Here is a 21,734-nt window from a genome sequence, read left to right as displayed (position 1 = left end):
TCCTTTATTCCATTCAGCTTAGGAGGTAGCGGCCCCACCTTGCCATGGCAAGTGTCCCACACGCCGCATTTTCGTAGAGATTATCTTGTTTATCTGCGGCGCTGAAAGGCATAGCAAGGTACGTAATGACCGCAATCGCCAAGGACCACAGGGTCTTTCTGTTCCTGCAAGGGCCGCACGGACCCTTCTTCAACCGGCTGGCCAAAATGCTTCGCCTGGCAGGGGCCGAGGTTTGGCGCGTGGGTTTCAACGCTGGTGATCGAGCATTCTGGTTTCATCCGCAAAGCTATATTCCTTATCGCGGCACGACGGCGGATTGGCCTGAAACCTTCCAGTCGTTGATCGAGGAGAAAGGCGTGACGGACATTGTCCTGTACGGGGACACGCGCCCAATCCACGCCCAAGCCGTCGAAGAGGCCAAGGCACGCGGTATCACCATCCACGTTTTTGAAGAAGGCTATATGCGACCCTATTGGGTAAGCTATGAACGGGGCGGCTCAAACGGCAACTCGCGACTGATGCATATGACGATCCCGCAGATGCAGGCGGCACTTGCGCAATCAGATATGGAAGCCCCCGTGCCACCCGGTGACTGGGGCGACATGCGCCAGCATATCTTTTATGGCGCGTTATATCATTGGTTCGTGATGTTTCGGAATCGCGATTATCTTAACTTTCGCCCGCACCGCAGCTTGCCTGTGACCAAGGAATTCAGGCTTTACGTCAAACGCCTGCTGTTGATGCCCTTCCTGTCCGCTGATCGCCTGATCGCGACAGTGCGTATTCGCCTGGGCGGATTTCCCTATCACCTCGCCCTTATGCAACTTGAACATGACAGTTCGTTTCAGATGCATTCACCCTTTGAAACCATGACCGACTTTCTGGAGCTGGTCATTGAAGGTTTTGCCAAGGGTGCACCGAAACACCATCACCTGGTCGTCAAGGCGCATCCGCTGGAAGATGGCCGCGTGCCGGTGCGGCGAGAATTGAAACGACTGGCGCGGAAACTGGGCATCTCTGCACGGGTTCATTATGTGCGCGGCGGCAAGCTTGCACAGCTTCTCAATGACGCGCGCAGCGCTGTCACCGTCAATTCCACTGCGGGACAGCAGGTCCTTTGGCGGGGTATCCCCTTGAAGGTATTTGGCCGTGCGGTCTATGCGCAGCCGGAATTCGTCTCGGACCAGCCGCTGCCGGAATTCTTTGCAAAGGCCATCCGACCAGACAATAAGGCATACAAGGATTATAGGCGCTTTCTGCTTGAAACTTCACAGATTCCTGGCGGCTTCTATTCCGCACGAGGACGCCGGCAATTATTGCGGCAGGTCGTCGACATGATGCTGTCTCACGAAGATCCCTATGATGCCCTGCGATCTGGCACCGCGTCCCCACGGCAACAGTTGCGTATCGTCACCTGACACAAGCCCCTCACCTGACTAGCTTTTCGCTGCGACCTGCGGTAGCCTGCGCCTAATTACGTCGGTAAACCGACGAGTTTTGAGGCAGAGTTGAACAGGTCGAGGAGACCGGGCAGTGAAATCCGTAGTTTTTCGGTGGGCGCGCCCCATCGCAGCAGTCGCGGCCTTGGCCGTTGTTTCGTCTTGTGGTTTGCCGCAGGTCGGTCCGAACAAACGCCAGATATTCTCAGGTTCTGTGCAGGAAGAAGGCGACGCGTTCATCGTCTCCGTGAATGACCGCGTGACCCGTGCCACTTCCGTAGTGCCCGCACTTGGTTTCTCAGACGCATTCAAAAATGCAGGCCTGCTGGGTTCTGACGTGATCCGTCCGGGCGATGTTCTGGGTATCACCGTTTACGAGAACGTCGATGATCCGCTTTTGGGGGTCGAAGGCTCTCCGGCGACCGTGCTGGAAGAAGTCCAGGTTGACGGAGCAGGATTCATCTTCATTCCCTATGCAGGCCGGATCAAAGCGGCAGGCAATACGCCGGACGCCATCCGCCGCATCATCACCGACAAGCTGGGTGAACAGACCCCCGACCCACAGGTCGAGGTCCGCCGCGCGGCCGGTGACGGCTCGACCGTTTCGCTGATCGGGTCCATCGGTGCGCAGGGTGTTTACGCGATCGAGCGTCCGACCCGGACGCTGGGCACCATGCTGGCACAAGCGGGTGGTGTGACGATCGAGCCCGAGATCGCGCAGATCACCGTGATCCGCGGGACACACCGCGGCAAGATCTGGTTGCAGGACCTCTACGACCACCCCGAACTTGATATTGCCCTGCGCGGCGGTGACCGTATCCTTGTTGAGGAAGACAGCCGATCCTTTACTGCGCTGGGTGCCACCGGCGGTCAGGCGCAGGTGCCATTTGAATCCCAAACCCTCTCTGCCCTTGAAGGGATCGCGCAAGTCGGCGGTCTGAACGCAGGTACTGCGGACCCCACCGGCGTTTTCGTCTTTCGGAATGAACCCGAAGAAATCGCAGGGGCCGTACTGGGCCGTGACGATCTGCAGGGCGCACAGCGCATGGTCTACGTGCTTGACCTGACCCAGCCCAATGGCATGTTCATGGCCCGCGATTTCGTGATCCGCGACAGCGACACGATCTATGTAACCGAAGCGCCGTTTACCCAGTGGAGCAAGGTCATCTCGGCCATCACGGGTACTGCGAGTTCGGCAGCCGGTCTGACGACTTTGACAGGGGGCTGACCCCGCGACATGGCTCTTGGGCCTGAAACATACGACACCCCCGCCGCCGGCCCTGCAAAGGACCGGCGGCTTTTTATCTATAACGGGGGATTCCTGACCCAGCGCCGGGTGCGCCGCATTCTTAAGCTTGCGGGACATTCCTTGCATCTGGGCTTGCCCAAAGAAGGTGATGCCGTAGCGATCTGGGGCAATTCCCCCACAGCGCATCGCGGCTTGAGCGTGGCTGAAAAACGCGGCGTGCCTGTGGTCCGGGTCGAAGACGCGTTCTTGCGTTCGCTTTATCCCGGTCGCGCCGGAGAAGCGCCGCTGGGTCTGCTGGTGGATCACAAGGCGGCGCATTTCGACCCAAGCCACCCTTCCGACCTTGAGGATCTGCTCGCCACGCATCCGCTTGACGATACCGCCCTGTTGAACCGCGCACGGGGTGCGATGGCCCGACTGGCCGAGGCGCATCTGACGAAATACACCGCTTTTGATCTGGAAATCCCTGTGCCCGATCCCGGCTATGTGCTGGTGATTGACCAGACCTTTGGCGATGCCTCCGTCACCGCGTCGGGTGCCGACCGTGCCCGCTTTGTCGAGATGCTGGTCTTTGCGCAAGAAGAACACCCCGGCGCGCGAGTGATCATCAAAACGCACCCTGAGACGGCCCAAGGGTTTCGCAAGGGTTACTTCAGCCCCGACGATGCCAATGACCGCATCACGCTGCTGACCGACCCGATAAGCCCATGGACACTTTTCGAGGGTGCCGTCGGCGTCTACACCGTCTCGTCGCAAATGGGGTTCGAGGCGATCTTTGCAGGCCACAAGCCGCGCGTCTTTGGCCAGCCTTTCTATGCCGGATGGGGTCTGACGACAGACGAGTTCGAGGTCCAGCGCCGCCAGCGCAAGCTGACCCGCCCACAGCTCTTTGCCGCCGCGATGATCCTCTATCCAAAATGGTACGACCCCTACCGCGACCGCCTGTGCACGCTGGAAGACGCAATCGAGACGCTTGCCGCGCAAACCCGTTGTTGGCGCGAGGATCACCGGGGCTGGACGGCGTCGGCGATGCGGCTTTGGAAACGCAAACCTGTGCAGCAATTCTTTGGTCAGCACAAAGCGGTCGTGTTCGAAGACGATCCTGTCAAAGCGCGTCAAGCAGGCCGTCCATGGATGGTTTGGGCAGGTAAGGCGCAGGTCGGCCACGCGGATGCGATGCGGGTCGAGGATGGTTTTCTGCGCTCCAAAGGGCTTGGCGCAGAACTGATCCCACCGCTGTCGCTGGTCTGCGATGATTTGGGGATTTACTACGATCCTGCGCGCCCCTCACGACTGGAGAAATGGATCACCACTCGCTCCGATTTGCGCCCCGATCAGCATGCCCGCGCGCAGCGTCTGATCGAACGTCTGAGGGACGCGGGCCTCAGCAAATATAACCTGAGCGCCAAGCCACCTGATATGTCTCCCCTGCCTCAGGGCAAACGTATCCTTGTCCCTGGTCAGGTCGAGGATGACGCCTCGATCCGCACCGGCACCGATCAGGTGCAGACAAATCGTGCCTTACTTGAGGCCGTGCGCGCCGCGCATCCTGCGGCCCAAATCCTGTTCAAGCCGCATCCGGATGTCGAAGCAGGTCTGCGCGATGGCGGCACAGACGCGGGCGAGCTTGCCGATATGGTACTGCGCCAAACCGATCTGATTGCGCTGCTGGGTCAGATTGACGAGGTATGGACCATGACGTCGCTCCTTGGGTTCGAGGCGTTGTTGCGCGGCGTTCCGGTGACCACTCTTGGCGCACCTTTCTACGCCGGATGGGGGCTGACACGTGATCTGGGCGACGTTCCGCCGCGCCGACGGGCGGAACCAAGCCTTGAAGGTTTGGTCCATGCGACGCTCATCGACTATCCGCGCTACCGCGATCCCAAGACCGGTCTGCCCTGCCCGGTCGAAGTGATCGTGGACCGGCTCGCCTCTGGTGATATTCCGCGTCCCGGTCCGGCAAATCGTGTTCTGTCTAAACTTCAGGGGCTTTTCGCCACGCAGGCGCACCTTTGGCGGCGGGGCTGATGACCCACATTTGTTAACGTCAATAACCTGCTGGACGCGCACAATTGTCCGGCTACTCTGGTCATGAAACCAAGGAGAAAGGCATCATGGGCTTTGTACTGCGTTGGGTATTCGCGTTCTTGTTGCTTGCGGCGACGTTCAACCCCACGGAATAGAATTACGTCGATTGGGTGCGCAGCTACGGCGGGGCCAACCTGTCGATTGCGGTGCTAACCGGGCTGGTCCTTGGGAAAGGGTATATCATCTACCTGCGCGCAACCTTGCGCTCCATCGGGGCGTTCGGAATGCTGCTGGTTCTGGCAGTGGTCGGTGCTGCACTTTGGGTGCTTCATGATCTGGGTGTGTTGCGACTGGACAATGCCAGCTTTAATCTGTGGCTGGCGCTGGGGGCGTTGAGTTTCGTGCTGGGCATCGGTTTAAGCTGGAGCCATGTGCGCCGCGCCCTATCTGGTCAGTCAGACATGGATGATGTGGACGAATAGGGAGCAGACTTAATGGGACGCAGACCGGACAAAGCCCAGGATTTTCAGAAATTCTATTTCGACAAGGTGGCCACGGGCGAAGGGTGCGGCTGCGCCGAGCGGATCATCGACAACCATGAATTCAACCGTTTGGCCGGCACGTCACGCACTGTTACAGGGTGGCTGCCACGCAAAGGGGCATGGGGCCGGTTCCTGCGCAAAGCGGGGATTTTCAGCCGCAAGTGATGGGACTGCTGACGGGACACATCGCCCCCGTCGGCAATTGCATCGTCATGCATCTGCCAGCTTGACTGGTGCGCCATGTGGGGTGCTGAGATAGGCAGCCTCCCAGGCGTCGCGAAGCGCGGCTACATCCTCAGGTGCAGCCATGCCAATTTCATCGAGCAAGCTTTCAAGCGTTTCCAGCCACGCCGCGAAGTAATCCTCGCCGCCGTTCAATTCGCGGCCCAACCCGTGACGTTTCAGGGTTGCGCCAAAGCGCTCAGCCCATGCGCCCCACTCGAAATGCCCCGCTTCGTTCAGATGGACGGTGAGTGCAAAAACCTGCGCATGCCAAGGCGTTTCGAAGACGGGTTCAGGCTTCATGATGTGGGCTTGAGATAGCTTTGCCACATGTCCAGCACGACCTCATCGCGCGGATGCTCTGGATGCGCCCAAAGCTCGGACGCAGGGAAGACCACCGCATAGAGCGGCTCTGGCGCTTCGCCGAAGCCATGCGCGTGCGCATCGGGCAAGATGTGGCTGCCATGCAGACGCAGGATGGTGCCACGCGCACCGGCCGCGTAGGCAGGCAGGCGCGTATGCCCACCGCTGACTTTCATGTTCTCCGCATGGGGACGCGCAATCACCGTGTCGCCGGGGGCAAACATCGGGGCCACATTTCTGGGCCGGTCCACCGGACCGCCTTTTGACAGGACCTTGGCGATCTCCGTCGGCTTCCACGCTTTCTCGGCAAGGTCGGATGGAGCAGGCTCAGCGTTCCCAGCCAGTTCATCACGGGTCACAACACCTGTTTCCACCAGCAACGTCGCGAAGCCACCCATCCACTTTTCATAGTAGGAAAATCGCGCATAGTCCGTTGGCTTCAACCGCTCGCGCGCGTGACGTGAGATATCGAGGTTCCACTTCCCCAACGCCCCACAGGCCAGTACTACGGCCAGTGCCCGTTTGTGCCAGTCTTCATGGAATACTTCGTGCTCTGGTTCCGGCACAACGGCTCCATCCCCAAACCGCCCGCCCATATCATGCACGCGGGTCATGGCGTGCCCGCCAGTGCCGTGCCGATCATGCTGTCACGGCTCACAAGGTTCATCAGGGCTTCTTCGTCCATGTCTTCGGTTCCGGCAGGACGCTGCGGGATCACCAGATAGCGCATCTCGGCCGTTGAATCCCAAACGCGCACAGCCATGTCTTCGGGCAGGGTGACACCGAAATCCGCCAAGACCTTGCGCGGCTCACGCACGGCGCGGGCGCGGTAGGCGTCGGACTTGTACCAGCCGGGCGGGATGCCCAGCAAAGGCCACGGGTAACAAGAGCACAGCGTGCAGACGACCATGTTGTGCACTGCATCCGTGTTCTCGACCGCGACCATGTGTTCGCCTTGCCGGCCATAGTAACCAAGGTCGGCCACCACAGACGTGGCATCTTCAAGCAAGGCTTTGCGGAAATTCGGATCGATCCACGTCTTGGCGACGACCCGCGCGCCGTTGCGCGGCCCGATCTTGTTTTCATAGGTGTCGATGATCTCATCCAGTGCGGCAGGATCAATCAGGCCCTTCTTTGTCAAAAGAGTCTCAAGCGCCTTGACCCGAAGGGCCGGATCAGAGGGCAACAGCGCGTGCGGGTCGTCGTGGGAATGATCGTGTGGCATGGACTAAGACTGCACCACCAAATCAGCCGTGTCCATCGGGATTGAGGCCAAGTCCCTCATTCTCCTTAATTCTTTGTGTGCGATTTTTGCGCGCTTTTGTGATAAGGTAATTCCCATAGAGCGAGTCTGATCCACCTCAATTCCAGGATAGCCCTCTTAACATGGCGTGGTAGAGAACCGCTCGAAAAAAGACCGCCGCAATTTCGGCGGTCTTTGTTCGTGGATAGGCTACATTCGGCGCACATGTGACCCCAATCCCTCCTTGCCCCTAAGCGCAAAGATGCATAGATAGCCGCAAACCAAAAACGAAAGTCACCGCCCCATGGAAAACGTCGTTCTGATCATTCACCTTCTTCTGGCCCTTGGCCTGATTGCCGTTGTGCTGATGCAACGCTCTGAAGGTGGCGGTCTGGGCATGGGCGGTGGTGGCGGCGGTGCCGTGTCTGGTCGCGCGGCTGCCACGGCACTGACGAGGCTGACCTGGCTTTTGGGTGCGGCTTTCATCGTGACCTCAATCACGCTGACCGTGATTGTTGCACAGAAATCCTCCGGCGCTTCCGTCATCGACCGCTTGGGCGTCACACCGCCTGCGGCGACCGAAACAGACAGCACAGTGCCATCCGGCGAGAGCCTTCTGCCACCAACGGCTGATGACAACGCGCCTCTGGTGCCCCTGTCGGATTAAGCAAGAACTACAACACCTTGAGGAAGGCTCGAATTTCCCAACATGATGTTGGGCACCGGCCTTGCCTTGAGTTCACGAATCCTGTTATCCTTAAATCCCGTGATGCTGTGGTTTTTCGACGGCGGCTCAGGCGGGTTTTCCGCACAAACTGAACTTCACGGGGGTCCTAAAACGGATGGCGCGCTATATTTTCATTACCGGCGGTGTGGTCTCTTCCCTTGGCAAAGGGTTGGCGTCGGCTGCTTTGGGCGCGTTGTTGCAAGCCCGTGGTTTCTCTGTGCGCTTGCGCAAGCTTGACCCCTATCTCAACGTCGATCCCGGCACGATGAGCCCCTTTGAGCATGGCGAGGTGTTTGTCACCGACGACGGGGCAGAGACAGACCTTGATCTGGGCCATTACGAACGCTTTACCGGCGTTCCTGCCCGCAAGACGGACTCAGTCTCGTCTGGCCGCATTTATTCGAACGTGCTGGAGAAAGAGCGTCGGGGCGACTACCTTGGCAAAACAATTCAGGTGGTTCCCCATGTCACCAATGAAATCAAAGAGTTCCTCGCCATTGGCGACGATGAGGTTGATTTCATGCTATGCGAGATCGGCGGCACTGTTGGTGACATCGAGGGCCTGCCTTTTTTCGAAGCCATTCGTCAGTTCAGCCATGACAAGCCGCGCGGGCAGTGCATCTTTATGCATTTGACGCTGCTGCCCTATCTGGCGGCTTCTGGTGAGTTGAAGACAAAACCAACACAGCACTCGGTCAAGGAACTGCAAAGCATAGGCATCGCGCCTGACATTCTCGTGTGCCGCTCTGAAAAACCAATCCCTGAAAAGGAGCGCGAAAAGATCGCTTTGTTCTGTAACGTGCGCAAAGAGGCGGTCGTTGCCGCCTACGATCTTAAATCGATCTATGAGGCCCCGCTGGCCTATCACGCGCAAGGGCTTGATCAGGCGGTACTAGATGCCTTCGAGATCTCTCCGGCCCCGAAACCGGACCTGACCGTCTGGCATGACGTCTATGACCGCATTCATAATCCCGAAGGCGAAGTGCGCGTGGCGATCGTGGGCAAATATACGCAGCTTGAAGACGCCTATAAGTCCATTGCAGAGGCTTTGACACATGGCGGCATGGCGAACCGCGTCAAGGTCAGGATTGAATGGGTTGATGCCGAAATCTTCGACCAGTCCGAAGATGTCGGCGCGCATCTCGAAGGTCTTCATGCGATCCTCGTTCCCGGAGGATTTGGCGAGCGTGGGACAGAAGGCAAGATCAAGGCGGCCCAATATGCCCGCGAGCACAAGGTGCCCTATCTGGGCATTTGTTTGGGCATGCAGATGGCAGTCATCGAAGCCGCACGAAACGTGGCAGGTCTTAAATCAGCCGGATCCGAGGAATTCGATCATGAGGCCGGCAAGAAGCGGTTTGAGCCTGTGGTCTACCACCTCAAGGAATGGGTGCAGGGCAATCACAAGGTCGAGCGCAAGGTAGGTGACGACAAGGGAGGCACAATGCGTTTGGGGGCCTACGATGCGACACTGAAGCCAGGATCGAAGGCGGCCGAAGCCTATGGCACCACGTCGATTGATGAACGCCACCGGCATCGTTACGAAGTCGATATCGCCTATAAAGACAAGCTTGAAGAAGTCGGCCTTTGCTTTTCGGGCATGTCACCTGACGGCAAACTGCCCGAGATCGTGGAATGGACGGACCATCCATGGTTTATCGGGGTACAGTTTCATCCAGAGCTGAAATCCAAGCCTTTCGCACCGCATCCCCTGTTCAAGGATTTCATCCGCGCGGCCAAGGAAATTTCGCGTCTTGTCTGAGCGCCTCAGAAAATCCCGGTTTTCCTCCTAAAACTCTTGCAAGAGCTGTGTCCGGCCCCCACAGGTGGGACATGCTGTCATATCAACACATTTACCACGCCGGAAACCTCGCTGATGTCCACAAACATGCCTTGCTGGCGTGGATGCTGGCCTATCTGGCGGTCAAAGACAAACCTCTGACCTACATTGAAACACATGGCGGTCGGGCGCTCTATGACCTGTCCGGTGATGAGGCGCTCAGGACTGGCGAAGCCGCGCAAGGCATCAAAAAGGTGCGCAGCTGGTTTGCGCCCGATCACCCCTATGCACGTGTTTTGAAACAGGTTGAGACCGAAAACGGCCCCAACAGCTATCCGGGCTCCCCCCTAATCGCCGCCAGCCTGTTACGACCGACGGACCAGATTCACATCGCAGAACTGCACCCGCGCGAACATGCAGCCCTTGAACTGGCCCTCTCACCCTTCCCTGCCAAAATCCACAATCGCGACGGGTTTGAGATGGCTCATGCCCTCACCCCGCCGACACCCCGCCGTGGACTGATGCTGATTGACCCCAGTTACGAGGTCAAAGACGACTATGCCGCCATTCCACGTCATATCTCCAAGATTGCGAGGGCATGGAACGTGGGCATCATCGCGCTTTGGTATCCTTTGCTGGTCAGCAAGGCACATCTGCCAATGCTGAACGCGCTCACAAAGGCCCACCCCGACGCGCTGCGTCACGAGGTCCGCTTTCCGCCCGCACGGCCCGGCCACGGGATGGTTGGATCAGGCATGTTCATCATCAACGCACCCTATGGTACGCAAGACGAGGCCAAGCGGCTTTCAGCGAAATTCGCAACACTCTGATAAAAGGACAAAATATGCCCAAAGGATACTGGATCGGACAGATGGATGTGAAAGACGCCGAAGTCTATGACACCTACCGCGCAGCGAACGCCAAACCTTTTGCTGATTACGGTGCAAAGTTTCTCGCTCGTGGCGGCAAACAGCAAGTCGAAGAAGGCACATGGCGCGCCCGGACAGTGATCATCGAATTCGCATCCTACGCGGATGCGGTGGCCTGCTATCACAGCGACGACTACCAAAATGCCAAAGCGATCCGCCTGCCCGTCGCCGAAGGCAGTCTCGTGATCGTTGAGGGGTACGAAAGCTGAAAATTGTGCTAAACTGATGTTATGAAACGTCTGGCGGCCCTTTTTCTGGCACTTGCTCCCGGCGCGGCTTTGGCCTGCGGCGCGCAGGTCTGTCTGGTTGATCCCGATAGTCTGACCCTGACCGAAATCATCACGTTTGAGGATGTGCGCAGTGGCGCGGGTCCGGGGCGCAATTTCGATGACATTTTGCCCCTGCCCGGCGCCACTTTCGGAGAGCGTTTTGCGGGTCAGAGTACGCGCGCCCGCGGCTCACACGATGAAATCACGGGCGATGCCTTTGCCCCATTGACAATGCTGCCGGGCGCGACCGGGCAAAATCTTTCGGTGGTGCATTTCTACGGACAGACGGTGCTCAATGGCTACGGCGCGGCGGGATTTCCCAAACGCGAGGCGCAAGGTGAAGGCGCGATTGCCGTTCTGTTTGACGCCGATCAGTCCGCGCTTGCCTTCGATCTGCGCGGCGGTGAGGCAGGTGCCGCTTTTGTCACCTTCTACCGGCGCGATGGCAGCGCAATCGGCCAGGTGCCTGTACAGCCCACCGGTGAATTCGCTGTCGGTTTCTTGCGCAGTACGGGTCAAGCCGATATCGCTGGGTTCATCATTACCAACACGGACCCACAGGGCCTTGCCATTGATACGTTACGCTTTGGAAAACCACCTGATTTGAGTTAACAATCCATTATGTTTGAACGCCTTTTCCCGCGCCGCAAGCCCGCGCCGGCCCCCTTGCCACAGCCGAATGCACAATTGGCCCTCGGCGCTTTGTTGGTTCGTGTCGCTTTCGCGGACCGCAACTATAACGCCAAAGAGATCGGCCAGATTGATCGCATCCTGTCACAGACGTTTGACATTGGACCGATTGAGGCAGCCAAGCTGCGTGCAGTCTGTGAAAAGCTGGAACATGACGCGCCCGATACTTCCGATTTTGCCCGCATCCTGCGCGAAGAAGTTGATTACGCCCATCGCCTTTCACTGGGACAGGCCATGTGGTCCGTCGCACTTGCCGATGGTCATCGCCACGAGGCCGAAGAAATCCAGCTTTTGGCGATTGAAACCGCCTTGGGGCTGACCGACACAGACATCGAGGCGCTGCGCAAGGAAGCCACCGGCGAAAGCTGACTTGGCCTTTCCTGAACCGCCGCCTATATCCACACCATGTTTGGTGATTTTCTCAGACGGCTGACAGAGCCGGACCCCGCCCCCTTTGCCGATGACGACGCCCGTTTGGCGTTGACCGCCCTGCTTGTGCGCGTCGCGAAATCGGACCACGATTATGCCACGTCCGAGGCGCGCCTGATCGAAGATATCGCGTCAGCACGCTATGGTCTGAGTTCAGCAGACGCGCGGGAATTACGCAGCCAAGGTGAGGCTTTGGAGGCGGAGGCACCCGACACGGTGCGCTTTACCCGCGCGATCAAGGATGCTGTGCCGTATGAAGAGCGATTGGGTGTGATTGAGGCACTGTGGAAAGTTGTATTGGCAGATGGGACACGTACCGACGAAGAAAATGCGCTTTTGCGGCTGGTCGCCAATCTTCTGGGGGTGACAGACACAGACAGTGCGATGGCGCGGCAGCGTGTCGATGGCTGAACAAAAGGTTACTTTGGCAGCATGACCCAAAGTAAACCGCGCCGGTTATCCACACAATGCGTTGCAAATTGAGGCAGATTGCCGCTTTATACCCTCTGGAATCAATAGCAGTGGCTCGTACTTCGTGAATTCAGCACCCCCGGTGATCCAGATTGACGGCCTGCACAAGGCATACGGTTCTTTGGAAGTGCTCAAGGGCGTGAGCCTTAAGGCCCCTCGTGGGCATGTTGTTTCCCTTATCGGCTCTTCCGGCTCTGGCAAATCCACTTTGCTGCGGTGCTGCAACCTGCTTGAGGACAGCCAGCAGGGCGAGATCCTGTTCAAGGGTGAGCCGGTGAAGTGGAAAGGAACCCATCACGGTCGCCGTCCCGCCGACCCCAAACAGGTGCTGCGCATCCGCACGAACCTGTCAATGGTGTTCCAGCAGTTCAACCTCTGGGCCCATATGACGATCCTGCAAAACGTCATGGAAGCACCGCTGACCGTGCTGAAACGCGACCGTGCAGAGGTGGAAAAGGCTGCGCGTGGCTACCTCGACAAGGTCGGCATCGGCGATAAATGCGATGTCTATCCGGCACAGCTTTCTGGCGGTCAGCAGCAGCGCGCTGCGATTGCCCGTGGCCTGTGCATGGAGCCCGAAGCACTGCTTTTTGATGAACCGACGTCTGCTCTTGATCCGGAACTGGAACAGGAAGTGATCAAGGTCATCAAGGATCTGGCAAACGAAGGTCGCACGATGATCATTGTCACACATGACATGAAACTGGCCGCTGACGTGTCTGACCACGTTATCTTTTTGCATCAGGGCCTTATCGAAGAACAAGGGGCGCCCGATCAGCTGTTCGGTGCACCCAAATCAGAACGCCTGCGCGGGTTCCTTTCGGCCACCCACGCAACGTAACCAAAACCCAAGAAAAAAACGGGAGTATCGCTCAATGAAAAAACTGATCCTTTTGACGGCTGCCCTTGCGCTGACCGCCGGTCTGGCGTTTGCCGACGGCCACGCCAAAACAATCCGTATGGGAACCGAGGGCGCCTACCCTCCCTACAACTTCCTTGACGACAACGGCGAAGTGGCCGGTTTCGAGCGCGAAGTAGGCGATGAGCTGTGCGCGCGTGCCAAGCTGACCTGCGAATGGGTCACCAACGAATGGGACAGCATCATTCCGAACCTCGTTTCCGGAAACTACGACGTGATCATCGCAGGCATGTCAATCACGGACGAACGTGATGAAGTCATCGACTTCTCCGATGCCTACACCCTGCCCGACCCATCGGCCTATCTGGCGATGGGTGAAATGGACCCGTCGACCGGCGTGATCGCGGCTCAGTCGGGCACCATTCAGGCGGCACACATCGCGTCCATGGAAGGTGCGACACTGGTTGAATTCGCCACACCCGAAGAGACAGTTGCGGCCGTCAAAAATGGTGAGGCCGACGCGGTCCTGGCCGACAAGTCCTTCCTCGCCCCCATCGCTGAGGCTGAAGCCGACCTGATGCTGCTCGAACAGCAGGAGCTGATCGGTGGTGGTATTGGCTTGGGCGTGCGCGAAAGCGACGGTGAGTTGCGTGCCAAGCTCAACACCGCCATCCAGTCCATGAAGGACGATGGTTCCCTGAATGAACTGATCAAAAAGTGGCTCCCCGAAGCCGAACTGTTCTGATCAGATGATCCCGGGGCGGGCCATCATTGGCCTGCCCCTACCCGTCAAACCGCCCCGGTCGGTACGGTGCCAAAAGCGCGCCTGAACGGTTTGATACCCCTTCCAGCATTTCCTGCGCCACCACCTCGCCCGCAAGGGCACCCAGCGTGATGCCGGAATGCATGCAGGCGACATGCAGCCCGTCACGGACACTCCCGATGACAGGCAGACCGTCCTGCGGCACCGGTCTGAAAGCCAGCGTCAGTTCCTGCCAATCCAGCGCAACACCCGGCAACAGCGCGCGCAACCGCTCAAGCACACGCTGGGCTGTGACATCCAAAGGTTCCGCCAGTGGATCGGACGCATCCCCCTGATGGCTGACCGCCGCAGGCATCAAAAGCGTTCCATCCGGCAGCTGCCGCAACTCACCCAATTCAGAGACGAGGACGTGATTCAGTACGGGCGGCACGGGCCGGGTGCGCATGACAAGCGCGGGCCGGTGCAGCATCGGAAGCGGCACGCCAACCGCCGCCATCAACGCCGCCGTGCCGGTACCTGCGGCAACAAGAACCTGATCCGCTGTTGTGACGCCAGCCTCCGTTCGGATACCCGTGATGCGTCCTCCTTGTTCGACCAGTTCCCTGACCCGCAGACCGCGCAGTCTTTGCGCACCGGCAACGACTGCTGCGTTCATCAGCGTTTGCACCACCATCGGGCTGTCGGCGGCACCTTCCTGATGAAACTGCAAGGCCCGCTCCGGCGGCGTCGCGACATGTGGTTCCAGCTTGGCAAAGTGGTCTGAGCCGATTTCCGTGACGTCATAGCCTAACCCGCGCAATTGATCGCGCTGCTGGTCAAATGCCGCACCGGTCTCTTCCCAACACAAGGTACCTTGCCAGTCCAGAGGCAGCTTCAGCCTATCCGACAGGCGATGCCACGCGACGATCCCTTCCTCGCGCAGCCGAAAATGCGCCTCATCATGGAAAAAACTTGCATTGATCCAGCCAAAGGACGCAGTTGTCGCCGTCTCGCCCCCCGCATCGACGATTGTCACCCGCGCCCCTCCCGATTGCAGCGCATAGGCCGCTGCGGCACCGATGATGCCTGCGCCAACGATGATGATGGAGGGTCCCTGCTCTGTCATGACGCACCTTTCGCTGAAAACCTTGCAGCGGACACTGCACTGGCCCCGATCCTGCAGCAAGAGGTTGACACCGGCAGCCTACTGGGAAAACTGGGACAACCCAAAATGAGCACGTGATGTTTTCCTCCTGCGCTGACCCCGAACAACTTGAAAGCCTGCGCTGGTTCGCCTGCTACCTGACCACGGGCAAGCACATGAACCTTTATTGGTCGGTGCTGACCGTGTTGATCCTGCTTGGGATCACCGCGCCAACGGCACTTGCCTTCGGATTTGCCGGCGCCTCCGCCGCCCGCTCAGTCTTTGCGCCTCTCAGGTGGATCGGCAAGACCTACATCGCCATCGTGCGCGGCGTGCCGGACATTGCGTTTTTTCTGTTCTTCGTCATCGCCCTTGATCAAGCCATCGAATACACGCGCCACCGCATTCTATGCCCCGACGTGCTGGAGCCCGTTCGGCAGGGCAACGATTTTGTCGTCTGTCAGGCCGCCAAGATGCCGCTGGGCGAAGCCCCGCAGTGGGTGCACGAAACCTACGGCTTCGCCATTGCCGTGCTGACCTTTGCCATTGTCTACGGTGCTTTTGCCGCCAATGTCCTTTTCGGTGCCATGCGCGCCGTGCCGCATGCCCAGCTTGAGACTGCCGCAGCTTACGGCATGAACACGCGGCAGACCTTCTGGCGCGTGCTGGTCCCGCAGATGTGGGTCTTTGCACTGCCGGGTCTGTCGAACCTGTGGATGCTTCTGATCAAGGCAACGCCGTTGCTGTTCCTGCTGGGGGTCGAAGACATTGTCTATTGGGCACGGGAATTGGGGGGGACAAAGACACCACGCTTTACCGACTACCCACACGATGACTGGCGGATGTGGTATTTCCTCGGGCTTCTGGTTTTCTACCTGTGTTTCACGCGCATCTCAGAGATCGTCCTGGGCCGGGTCATGGCCCGGTTGACCCATGGCCAGGCTACGACAGCCGGTGAAGCACAAAGGAAAGCGGCATGAGTTGCTGGCAGACCATTCAGGATTACGGCCTGCGCGCTGTGGGCATTGGAGAACGCCTCCTCCCGCGTGAGGATTTCACGCTGTGCCAGCAGTTCACGCTGATCGGTTCGGGCATGATCTGGAACATCTACTTTGGTGTGATGGCACTGGCTTGTGGGTTTTTCCTTGCAACCGCTCTTGGTGTCGGCAAGGCCAGCGCAAACCCGTGGCTGCGCAAACCTGCAGAATGGTTCATCTTTGTCTTTCGCGGCTCACCGCTGTTTATCCAGTTCTTCTTTGGCTACTTCCTTTTCCTGACGCTCAAGTCGAACTACGCCTTCTTTGACCCGTTCACCGCCGCATGGCTGGGTGCGCTGATTGTTCTGTTCTTCAACACCGCGGCCTACGCGGGCGAGATTTTCTATGGCGCGCTGCAATCCATTCCAAAGGGCGATGTCGAGGCTGCTGACGCCTATGGTCTGTCAGGCTGGTCGCGGTTCCGCCGCGTAATCTGGCCCACCATGCTGCGCCTTGCGTGGCCTGCCTACACGAACGAGGCGATCTTTCTGTTCCATTCCACGACGCTGGTATTCCTGTCCGGCTTCCCCGCATGGCAGCAACGCGGCGACGCGCTTTATTACGCGAGCTATTTTGCGGACAAGACCTTTAACCCGTTCGTCCCCTATCCCATCCTTGCGGGCTATTTCATTCTGCTGACCCTGATCGTCATTGCTGCCTTTGGTCTGATCAACATGCGTCTTAACCGCCATCTGCCACAGCAGCGCCGTCAAAAAATGCGCTTGCGTCTCAATCTGATCCGGTAGTATCCAACATTTGATCAAATTATCCGGCGCGTGGGCGACGGAGGTATTCGGCACCCGCTGAACTGCATGGCCCACCGCCCTATCAGGTGTGCAATGAATAGCTGGCTTCGCAAGAACCCGCAGGTCCGGTCCATCCGGGTGGCTGCTGCTGATCTCAACGGCCAGCCACGCGGCAAACGCATCCCCACCCGCTTTGCCGACAAGGCGATCGAAGATGGCACCCGCTTTCCTTTTTCTGTCCTGAACCTCGATATCTGGGGCGAGGATATCGATGACAGTCCGCTCGTGCTGGAAAGCGGTGACAAGGACGGTGTGCTGCGCCCAACGGAGCGGGGTTTCATGCCTATGCCCTGGCTGGAGTCGCCCACAGCGCTGCTGCCCATCTGGATGTACCATGATGATGGGCGCCCTTACGCGGGCGACCCGCGCCATGCACTGAACGCGGTGCTGCAACGCTACAAGCAGCGGGGCCTGACTCCGGTCTGCGCGGTTGAGCTGGAATTCTTCCTGATCGACGATTCCGGGCGCAAACTACAGGTCCCGCCATCACCCCGCACAGGAAAGCGTCGTCAGGCGGGTGACATTCTCAGCATGCGGGCGTTGGACCAGTTCGATAACTTCTTTACCGATCTGTACGATGCCTGCGAGGAAATGGACATTCCTGCCGATACGGCGATTTCCGAAGCAGGTCTGGGCCAGTTCGAGATCAATCTAATGCACTGTGACGACGCGCTGCGCGCCGCTGATGATGCCTGGCTGTTCAAGATGCTGGTCAAGGGTCTGGCCCGCAAGCACGGTTTTGCCGCCAGCTTCATGGCCAAGCCGTATCCCGATTACCCCGGCTCTGGTCTACACACGCATTTTTCCGTCTTGGATGCAGAGGGCGAGAACGTCTTTGACAACGGTGGGCCCGAAGGCACTGACATGTTGCGTCATGCAGTAGCGGGATGCCTTGCAGCGATGGCCGGTTCTGCCCTGATCTTTGCCCCTCATGAAAACAGCTTTGCGCGGATGGTACCGGGCAATCACGCGCCAACCGGCATCAGCTGGGCCTATGAGAACCGAACGTCATCGATCCGCATACCGTCGGGCAATCCCAAGGCACGCCGGATTGAGCATCGGGTGTCAGGCGGCGATGTGAACCCCTACCTGATGTTGGCCGCTGTGCTGGGCGCCGCGATCAATGGCATCGAAGACGCCCAAGAACCGCCCGCGCCGATCACAGGCAACGCCTATGAACAAGACCTGCCACAGATCCCGTGCGACTGGCAGTCAGCCATTGATCTGTTTGAGAACGACCCCCATGTCGCCCGCATTTTCGCGCCTGAACTGATCCGCAACCTCGTGCTGACCAAGCGGCAGGAGCTGCAATATATGGAAGAGCTGAACCCCGAAGAGAAGGTCGAGATTTATCTCGACACCGTGTAAGGAAATCCCATGAAAATCGGCATCCTGATTACCGGTCATCCCCCCGAAGAACTGTCTGAGAACGGGCGCTATGACGCGTACTTCCGCAAACTTTTGGGCGAGGATACCTTTGAATACGCCAGTTGGTCCGTGGTGGACGGCGAGATGCCCGCAGCGGCCACCGAGGCGGATGGCTGGCTCATCACCGGGTCGCGCCATGGTGCTTATGAGCCGCATGACTGGATACCGCTCTTGGAGCAGTTTATCCGCGACAGCTTTGCCGCCCGTGTGCCCATGATCGGTGTGTGTTTCGGGCACCAGATCATCGCTCAGGCGATGGGCGGAAAGGTCGAGAAATTCGGCGGCGGCTGGTCGGTCGGGCCGGTCGACTATACCATTAACGGTGAGACCTATGCCATCAACGCGTGGCATCAGGACCAGGTCGTCGAAAAGCCGGAAAGCGCCCAAGTGATCGGAGCGACCGACTTCTGCGCCAACGCAGCGCTGGTCTATGACGATCTTTTCTGGACGATCCAGCCACATCCCGAATACCAGAATGACTTTATCGACGGCCTGATCCGCTATCGCGGCAAAGGGCTCGTTCCCGATGACCAGCTTAAGGCCGCCCGTGCCAAGCTCACGACACCGCTCGATTCCCCCAAAATTGCTGACCAGATGACCGCGTTTTTCAAGAAAGAGAGGGCCTGATGGCCGATTGGATCAAAAGCCTGCCCGGTGCTGCCCAAGTATATTTGGAAGACAAGCGGCTCGACGAGGTCGAGTGCATTATATCGGACCTGCCCGGGATCGCGCGCGGCAAGGCAGTTCCTGCGACAAAATTTGCGCGGCAGGACTACTTTCATTTGCCTGACAGCATCTTTTACCAGACCATTACAGGCGACTGGGGGGAAGCCGCCGGCGATGAGGGTTTCATCGAAAAGGACATGATCCTGAAGCCCGACATGGAGACAGCAACCGCAGCACCATGGACCGGCGACTGGACGTTGCAAGTGATCCATGACGCCTATGACAGGGATGACAAACCTGTCCCCTTCTCTCCGCGAAATGTGCTCAAGCGCGTGGTGCAGCTTTATCGCGACAAGGGGTGGGAACCTGTCGTGGCGCCCGAGATGGAATTCTTCCTTGTCGCTCGCAATCTCGATCCAGCGCATGAAATCGAACCGATGATTGGCCGTTCCGGGCGCCCTGCAGCGGCACGGCAGGCCTATTCGATGACCGCGGTGGACGAATTTGGTCCGGTGATCGACGACATCTACGATTTTGCGGAACATCAGGGGTTCGAGATTGACGGCATCACGCAAGAAGGCGGTGCCGGTCAGCTAGAGATCAACCTTCTACATGGCGACCCGGTCAAGCTGGCGGATGAAGTGTTCTACTTCAAGCGCCTCATTCGCGAGGCTGCGATGCGCCACAATTGCTATGCCACCTTCATGGCCAAACCCATCGAGGATGAGCCGGGATCGGCCATGCACATCCACCATTCCATTCTGGATGCGAAAACCGGCGAAAATATCTTCTCGAACAAAGACAGCAGTGAGACTGAACATTTCCAGCACTATATCGCCGGGCTGCAAAATCACATGCCAGCCGCCCTTGCCGTGATCGCGCCCTATGTGAACAGCTACCGCCGGTACGTGAAGGACCACGCAGCCCCCATCAACCTTGAATGGGGCCGCGACAATCGAACGACGGGCATTCGCATCCCGCTGTCCAGCCCCAAGGCAAGACGCGTTGAGAACCGTTTGGCCGGGATGGACTGTAATCCGTATCTTGGTATCGCGGCATCACTTGCCTGTGGCTATCTTGGGCTGACGGAAGGCAAAAAGCCAAAGGATGAATTCAAAGGGGATGCCTATGACGGCGACGGTGATATCCCACGCGTTTTGGGTCAGGCAATTGATCTTTTCGATGAAGCGACTGCGCTGCACGAAGTCCTCGGTCCCGAGTTCGCCCGCGTCTACAGCATCGTGAAGCGCGCAGAATATGATGAATTCCTGCAGGTCATCTCTCCGTGGGAGCGCGAGCATCTGCTGCTGAACGTTTGATGAACCTGCTCTTTGCCAATGACCGCCGGGGCGCTTATCCTGACAGCTGGTATGCCGCAACGGCCACACCGCTGGACCGTTTTGCACCGCTGAAAGGCGCGACCAAGGCCGACGTCTGCATCATCGGTGGTGGTTACACGGGCCTATCCTCCGCGCTGCATCTCGCACAGGCGGGGCGCGACTTGGTTGTGTTGGAGGCGCAGCGCGTGGGGTTTGGGGCATCGGGGCGGAACGGCGGACAGCTGGGCACCGGTCAACGCGTCGACCAAATGGCGCTGCAAAAAATGGTCGGGGCTGACCATGCACGCCAACTTTGGGAATTGGGGCTGGAGGCGGTCGCTCTCTGCAAAGACCTGATCAACGAACACCAGATTGATTGCCACCTGAAACCGGGCGTCGCATGGACTGCGTCTGACACCGCTGATCTCTCTCACCTGCACGAGTACGCGGACTTTCTTGGTGATCGCTACGGCTATGATCAGATCGAAAAGCTGGATCATTCAGCGCTGCAATCGGTTTGCCCATCGCCTGACTACAAAGGCGGCATTCTTGATATGGGAGCCGCGCACCTGCATCCGCTGAATTTCGCACTGGGATTGGCGCGGGCCGCCGATGCCGCAGGTGCGCGCATTTTCGAGGGAAGCGCGGTACATCACATAGAGGGTGGCAAACAGATCAGGGTCCAGACAGACGCGGGCCATGTCATCGCGGACCATGTGATCCTCGCCTGCAATGGCTATCTGGGCGGGCTAAACCGCAAGGTTGCCGCCCGTGTCATGCCCATCAACAATTTCATCGCCGCGACAGAGCCCTTGGGCGAAAGTGTCAAAGACGTGCTGCCACGCGACGTGGCAGTTGCCGACAGCCGTTTCGTGGTCAACTACTTTCGGCTAAGCCATGACGGCCGATTGCTTTTTGGTGGCGGCGAAAGCTATGGCTACAAGTTTCCCAGCGATATCGCCGCGAAGGTGCGCAAGCCGATGTCGGTGGTTTTCCCGCACCTGAAGGACGTCAGGATTGACTACGCATGGGGTGGCACGCTTGCCATCACGATGAAGCGTCTGCCCTATGTCGCAAGGGTCGCTCCCAATATCTTGTCTGCCTCTGGGTACTCAGGGCATGGCGTCGGCACTGCAACCCATGCCGGGATGCTGATGGCCCGCGCCATCCAAGGCGATGGTGACGGCTTTGACACGATGGCCGCCATTCCGAACATGCCATTTCCCGGCGGTCCGGCAATGCGAAATCCTTTGCTTGTTTTGGCGATGAGCTGGTATGCGATGCGGGATCGCTTGGGGTTCTGATCAGCAGGGTCAGTGCGCCGACGGACAATCTCTAGCTTTGATCCAGGC

23 protein-coding genes and 1 pseudogene are annotated in these 21,734 nt (G+C 58.7%); 20 read left to right on the top strand and 4 right to left on the bottom strand.

Annotation, left to right across the window (positions count from 1 at the left end; all coding sequences use genetic code 11):
- The first annotated feature begins 125 nt into the window (after nucleotides 1-125).
- The 5 genes and pseudogenes from GV827_RS20105 (at nucleotide 126) to GV827_RS20085 (ending at nucleotide 5,423) form a co-directional block, all read left to right on the top strand.
- Nucleotides 126-1,418: a capsule biosynthesis protein gene (locus GV827_RS20105; protein ID WP_164355605.1), complete on the top strand. Its 1,293-nt coding sequence runs from the start codon at nucleotides 126-128 to the stop codon at nucleotides 1,416-1,418.
- A 115-nt stretch (nucleotides 1,419-1,533) separates the two neighbouring features.
- Nucleotides 1,534-2,667: a polysaccharide biosynthesis/export family protein gene (locus GV827_RS20100; protein WP_328823192.1), complete on the top strand. Its 1,134-nt coding sequence runs from the start codon at nucleotides 1,534-1,536 to the stop codon at nucleotides 2,665-2,667.
- Between the two features lie 9 nt (nucleotides 2,668-2,676).
- Nucleotides 2,677-4,716 carry a capsular polysaccharide biosynthesis protein gene (locus GV827_RS20095; RefSeq protein ID WP_164355604.1) on the top strand — a complete coding sequence of 680 codons (2,040 nt, stop codon included), beginning with the start codon at nucleotides 2,677-2,679 and terminating at the stop codon, nucleotides 4,714-4,716.
- Nucleotides 4,717-4,802: 86 nt separating this feature from the next.
- Nucleotides 4,803-5,198, top strand: a pseudogene (locus GV827_RS20090) (DUF6524 family protein).
- 12 nt (nucleotides 5,199-5,210) lie between these two features.
- Nucleotides 5,211-5,423, top strand: a complete 213-nt coding sequence (locus GV827_RS20085) for a hypothetical protein (RefSeq protein WP_164355603.1) — start codon at nucleotides 5,211-5,213, stop codon at nucleotides 5,421-5,423.
- Nucleotides 5,424-5,468: 45 nt separating this feature from the next.
- Here the strand turns inward: GV827_RS20085 and GV827_RS20080 are convergent, their stop codons facing one another.
- Genes GV827_RS20080 through nthA form a run of 3 tightly spaced genes read right to left on the bottom strand, consistent with a single transcriptional unit; the run spans nucleotide 5,469 to nucleotide 7,068 of the window.
- Nucleotides 5,469-5,783, bottom strand: coding sequence for a nitrile hydratase accessory protein (locus GV827_RS20080; protein WP_164355602.1), 315 nt, complete (start codon nucleotides 5,781-5,783; stop codon nucleotides 5,469-5,471).
- Nucleotides 5,780-6,457: a nitrile hydratase subunit beta gene (gene nthB / locus GV827_RS20075; protein WP_164355601.1), complete on the bottom strand. Its 678-nt coding sequence runs from the start codon at nucleotides 6,455-6,457 to the stop codon at nucleotides 5,780-5,782. The genes GV827_RS20080 and nthB overlap by 4 nt, the downstream gene beginning before the upstream one ends.
- Nucleotides 6,454-7,068 (bottom strand): nitrile hydratase subunit alpha, encoded by a 615-nt coding sequence (gene nthA / locus GV827_RS20070; RefSeq protein WP_164355600.1) that lies wholly within the window; start codon nucleotides 7,066-7,068, stop codon nucleotides 6,454-6,456. Before nthA ends, nthB begins: the two co-directional genes overlap by 4 nt.
- A 322-nt stretch (nucleotides 7,069-7,390) precedes the next feature.
- Here nthA and secG point away from each other — a divergent pair, with 322 nt between their 5' ends.
- From secG to GV827_RS20025, 9 genes are all read left to right on the top strand, one after another.
- Nucleotides 7,391-7,753 carry a preprotein translocase subunit SecG gene (secG, locus tag GV827_RS20065; RefSeq protein WP_164355599.1) on the top strand — a complete coding sequence of 121 codons (363 nt, stop codon included), beginning with the start codon at nucleotides 7,391-7,393 and terminating at the stop codon, nucleotides 7,751-7,753.
- 175 nt (nucleotides 7,754-7,928) lie between these two features.
- Nucleotides 7,929-9,575 carry a CTP synthase gene (locus GV827_RS20060; RefSeq protein WP_164355598.1) on the top strand — a complete coding sequence of 549 codons (1,647 nt, stop codon included), beginning with the start codon at nucleotides 7,929-7,931 and terminating at the stop codon, nucleotides 9,573-9,575.
- Nucleotides 9,576-9,646: 71 nt separating this feature from the next.
- Nucleotides 9,647-10,423, top strand: coding sequence for a 23S rRNA (adenine(2030)-N(6))-methyltransferase RlmJ (gene rlmJ, locus GV827_RS20055; protein ID WP_164355597.1), 777 nt, complete (start codon nucleotides 9,647-9,649; stop codon nucleotides 10,421-10,423).
- Between the two features lie 14 nt (nucleotides 10,424-10,437).
- Nucleotides 10,438-10,731 carry a DUF1330 domain-containing protein gene (locus GV827_RS20050; RefSeq protein ID WP_164355596.1) on the top strand — a complete coding sequence of 98 codons (294 nt, stop codon included), beginning with the start codon at nucleotides 10,438-10,440 and terminating at the stop codon, nucleotides 10,729-10,731.
- A 21-nt stretch (nucleotides 10,732-10,752) separates the two neighbouring features.
- On the top strand, nucleotides 10,753-11,403 hold the full coding sequence (locus GV827_RS20045) for a hypothetical protein (protein ID WP_164355595.1): 651 nt from the start codon (nucleotides 10,753-10,755) through the stop codon (nucleotides 11,401-11,403).
- Nucleotides 11,404-11,412: 9 nt separating this feature from the next.
- A complete protein-coding gene (locus GV827_RS20040) occupies nucleotides 11,413-11,850 on the top strand; it encodes a tellurite resistance TerB family protein (RefSeq protein WP_164355594.1) in 438 nt (145 codons plus the stop codon).
- Between the two features lie 36 nt (nucleotides 11,851-11,886).
- Nucleotides 11,887-12,321: a tellurite resistance TerB family protein gene (locus tag GV827_RS20035; RefSeq protein WP_164355593.1), complete on the top strand. Its 435-nt coding sequence runs from the start codon at nucleotides 11,887-11,889 to the stop codon at nucleotides 12,319-12,321.
- A 124-nt stretch (nucleotides 12,322-12,445) separates the two neighbouring features.
- On the top strand, nucleotides 12,446-13,222 hold the full coding sequence (locus GV827_RS20030; protein ID WP_164355592.1) for an ABC transporter ATP-binding protein: 777 nt from the start codon (nucleotides 12,446-12,448) through the stop codon (nucleotides 13,220-13,222).
- A gap of 34 nt (nucleotides 13,223-13,256) precedes the next feature.
- Nucleotides 13,257-13,985: a transporter substrate-binding domain-containing protein gene (locus GV827_RS20025; RefSeq protein ID WP_164355591.1), complete on the top strand. Its 729-nt coding sequence runs from the start codon at nucleotides 13,257-13,259 to the stop codon at nucleotides 13,983-13,985.
- 37 nt (nucleotides 13,986-14,022) lie between these two features.
- On the opposite strand, the gene GV827_RS20020 is transcribed toward GV827_RS20025, so the two are convergent.
- Entirely contained in the window at nucleotides 14,023-15,108 is a 1,086-nt protein-coding gene (locus GV827_RS20020) for an NAD(P)/FAD-dependent oxidoreductase (RefSeq protein ID WP_164355590.1), read from the bottom strand.
- A 116-nt stretch (nucleotides 15,109-15,224) separates the two neighbouring features.
- Between GV827_RS20020 and GV827_RS20015 the strand changes: the two genes are divergently transcribed.
- The 6 genes from GV827_RS20015 (at nucleotide 15,225) to GV827_RS19990 (ending at nucleotide 21,686) form a co-directional block, all read left to right on the top strand.
- A complete protein-coding gene (locus GV827_RS20015; RefSeq protein WP_164355589.1) occupies nucleotides 15,225-16,106 on the top strand; it encodes an ABC transporter permease in 882 nt (293 codons plus the stop codon).
- Nucleotides 16,103-16,909, top strand: coding sequence for an ABC transporter permease (locus GV827_RS20010; RefSeq protein ID WP_164355588.1), 807 nt, complete (start codon nucleotides 16,103-16,105; stop codon nucleotides 16,907-16,909). The genes GV827_RS20015 and GV827_RS20010 overlap by 4 nt, the downstream gene beginning before the upstream one ends.
- A 93-nt stretch (nucleotides 16,910-17,002) precedes the next feature.
- A complete protein-coding gene (locus GV827_RS20005; RefSeq protein ID WP_164355587.1) occupies nucleotides 17,003-18,337 on the top strand; it encodes a glutamine synthetase family protein in 1,335 nt (444 codons plus the stop codon).
- A 9-nt stretch (nucleotides 18,338-18,346) separates the two neighbouring features.
- Nucleotides 18,347-19,024, top strand: a complete 678-nt coding sequence (locus GV827_RS20000; protein WP_164355586.1) for a type 1 glutamine amidotransferase — start codon at nucleotides 18,347-18,349, stop codon at nucleotides 19,022-19,024.
- A complete protein-coding gene (locus GV827_RS19995) occupies nucleotides 19,024-20,382 on the top strand; it encodes a glutamine synthetase family protein (protein ID WP_164355585.1) in 1,359 nt (452 codons plus the stop codon). Before GV827_RS20000 ends, GV827_RS19995 begins: the two co-directional genes overlap by 1 nt.
- Entirely contained in the window at nucleotides 20,382-21,686 is a 1,305-nt protein-coding gene (locus tag GV827_RS19990) for an NAD(P)/FAD-dependent oxidoreductase (protein WP_164355584.1), read from the top strand. Before GV827_RS19995 ends, GV827_RS19990 begins: the two co-directional genes overlap by 1 nt.
- The last annotated feature ends 48 nt before the right edge of the window (nucleotides 21,687-21,734 follow it).

The sequence above is a fragment of the Sulfitobacter sediminilitoris genome (assembly GCF_010667575.1).
GTDB lineage: Bacteria > Pseudomonadota > Alphaproteobacteria > Rhodobacterales > Rhodobacteraceae > Sulfitobacter > Sulfitobacter sediminilitoris.
This window is presented reverse-complemented; position numbering and strand designations above follow the sequence as displayed.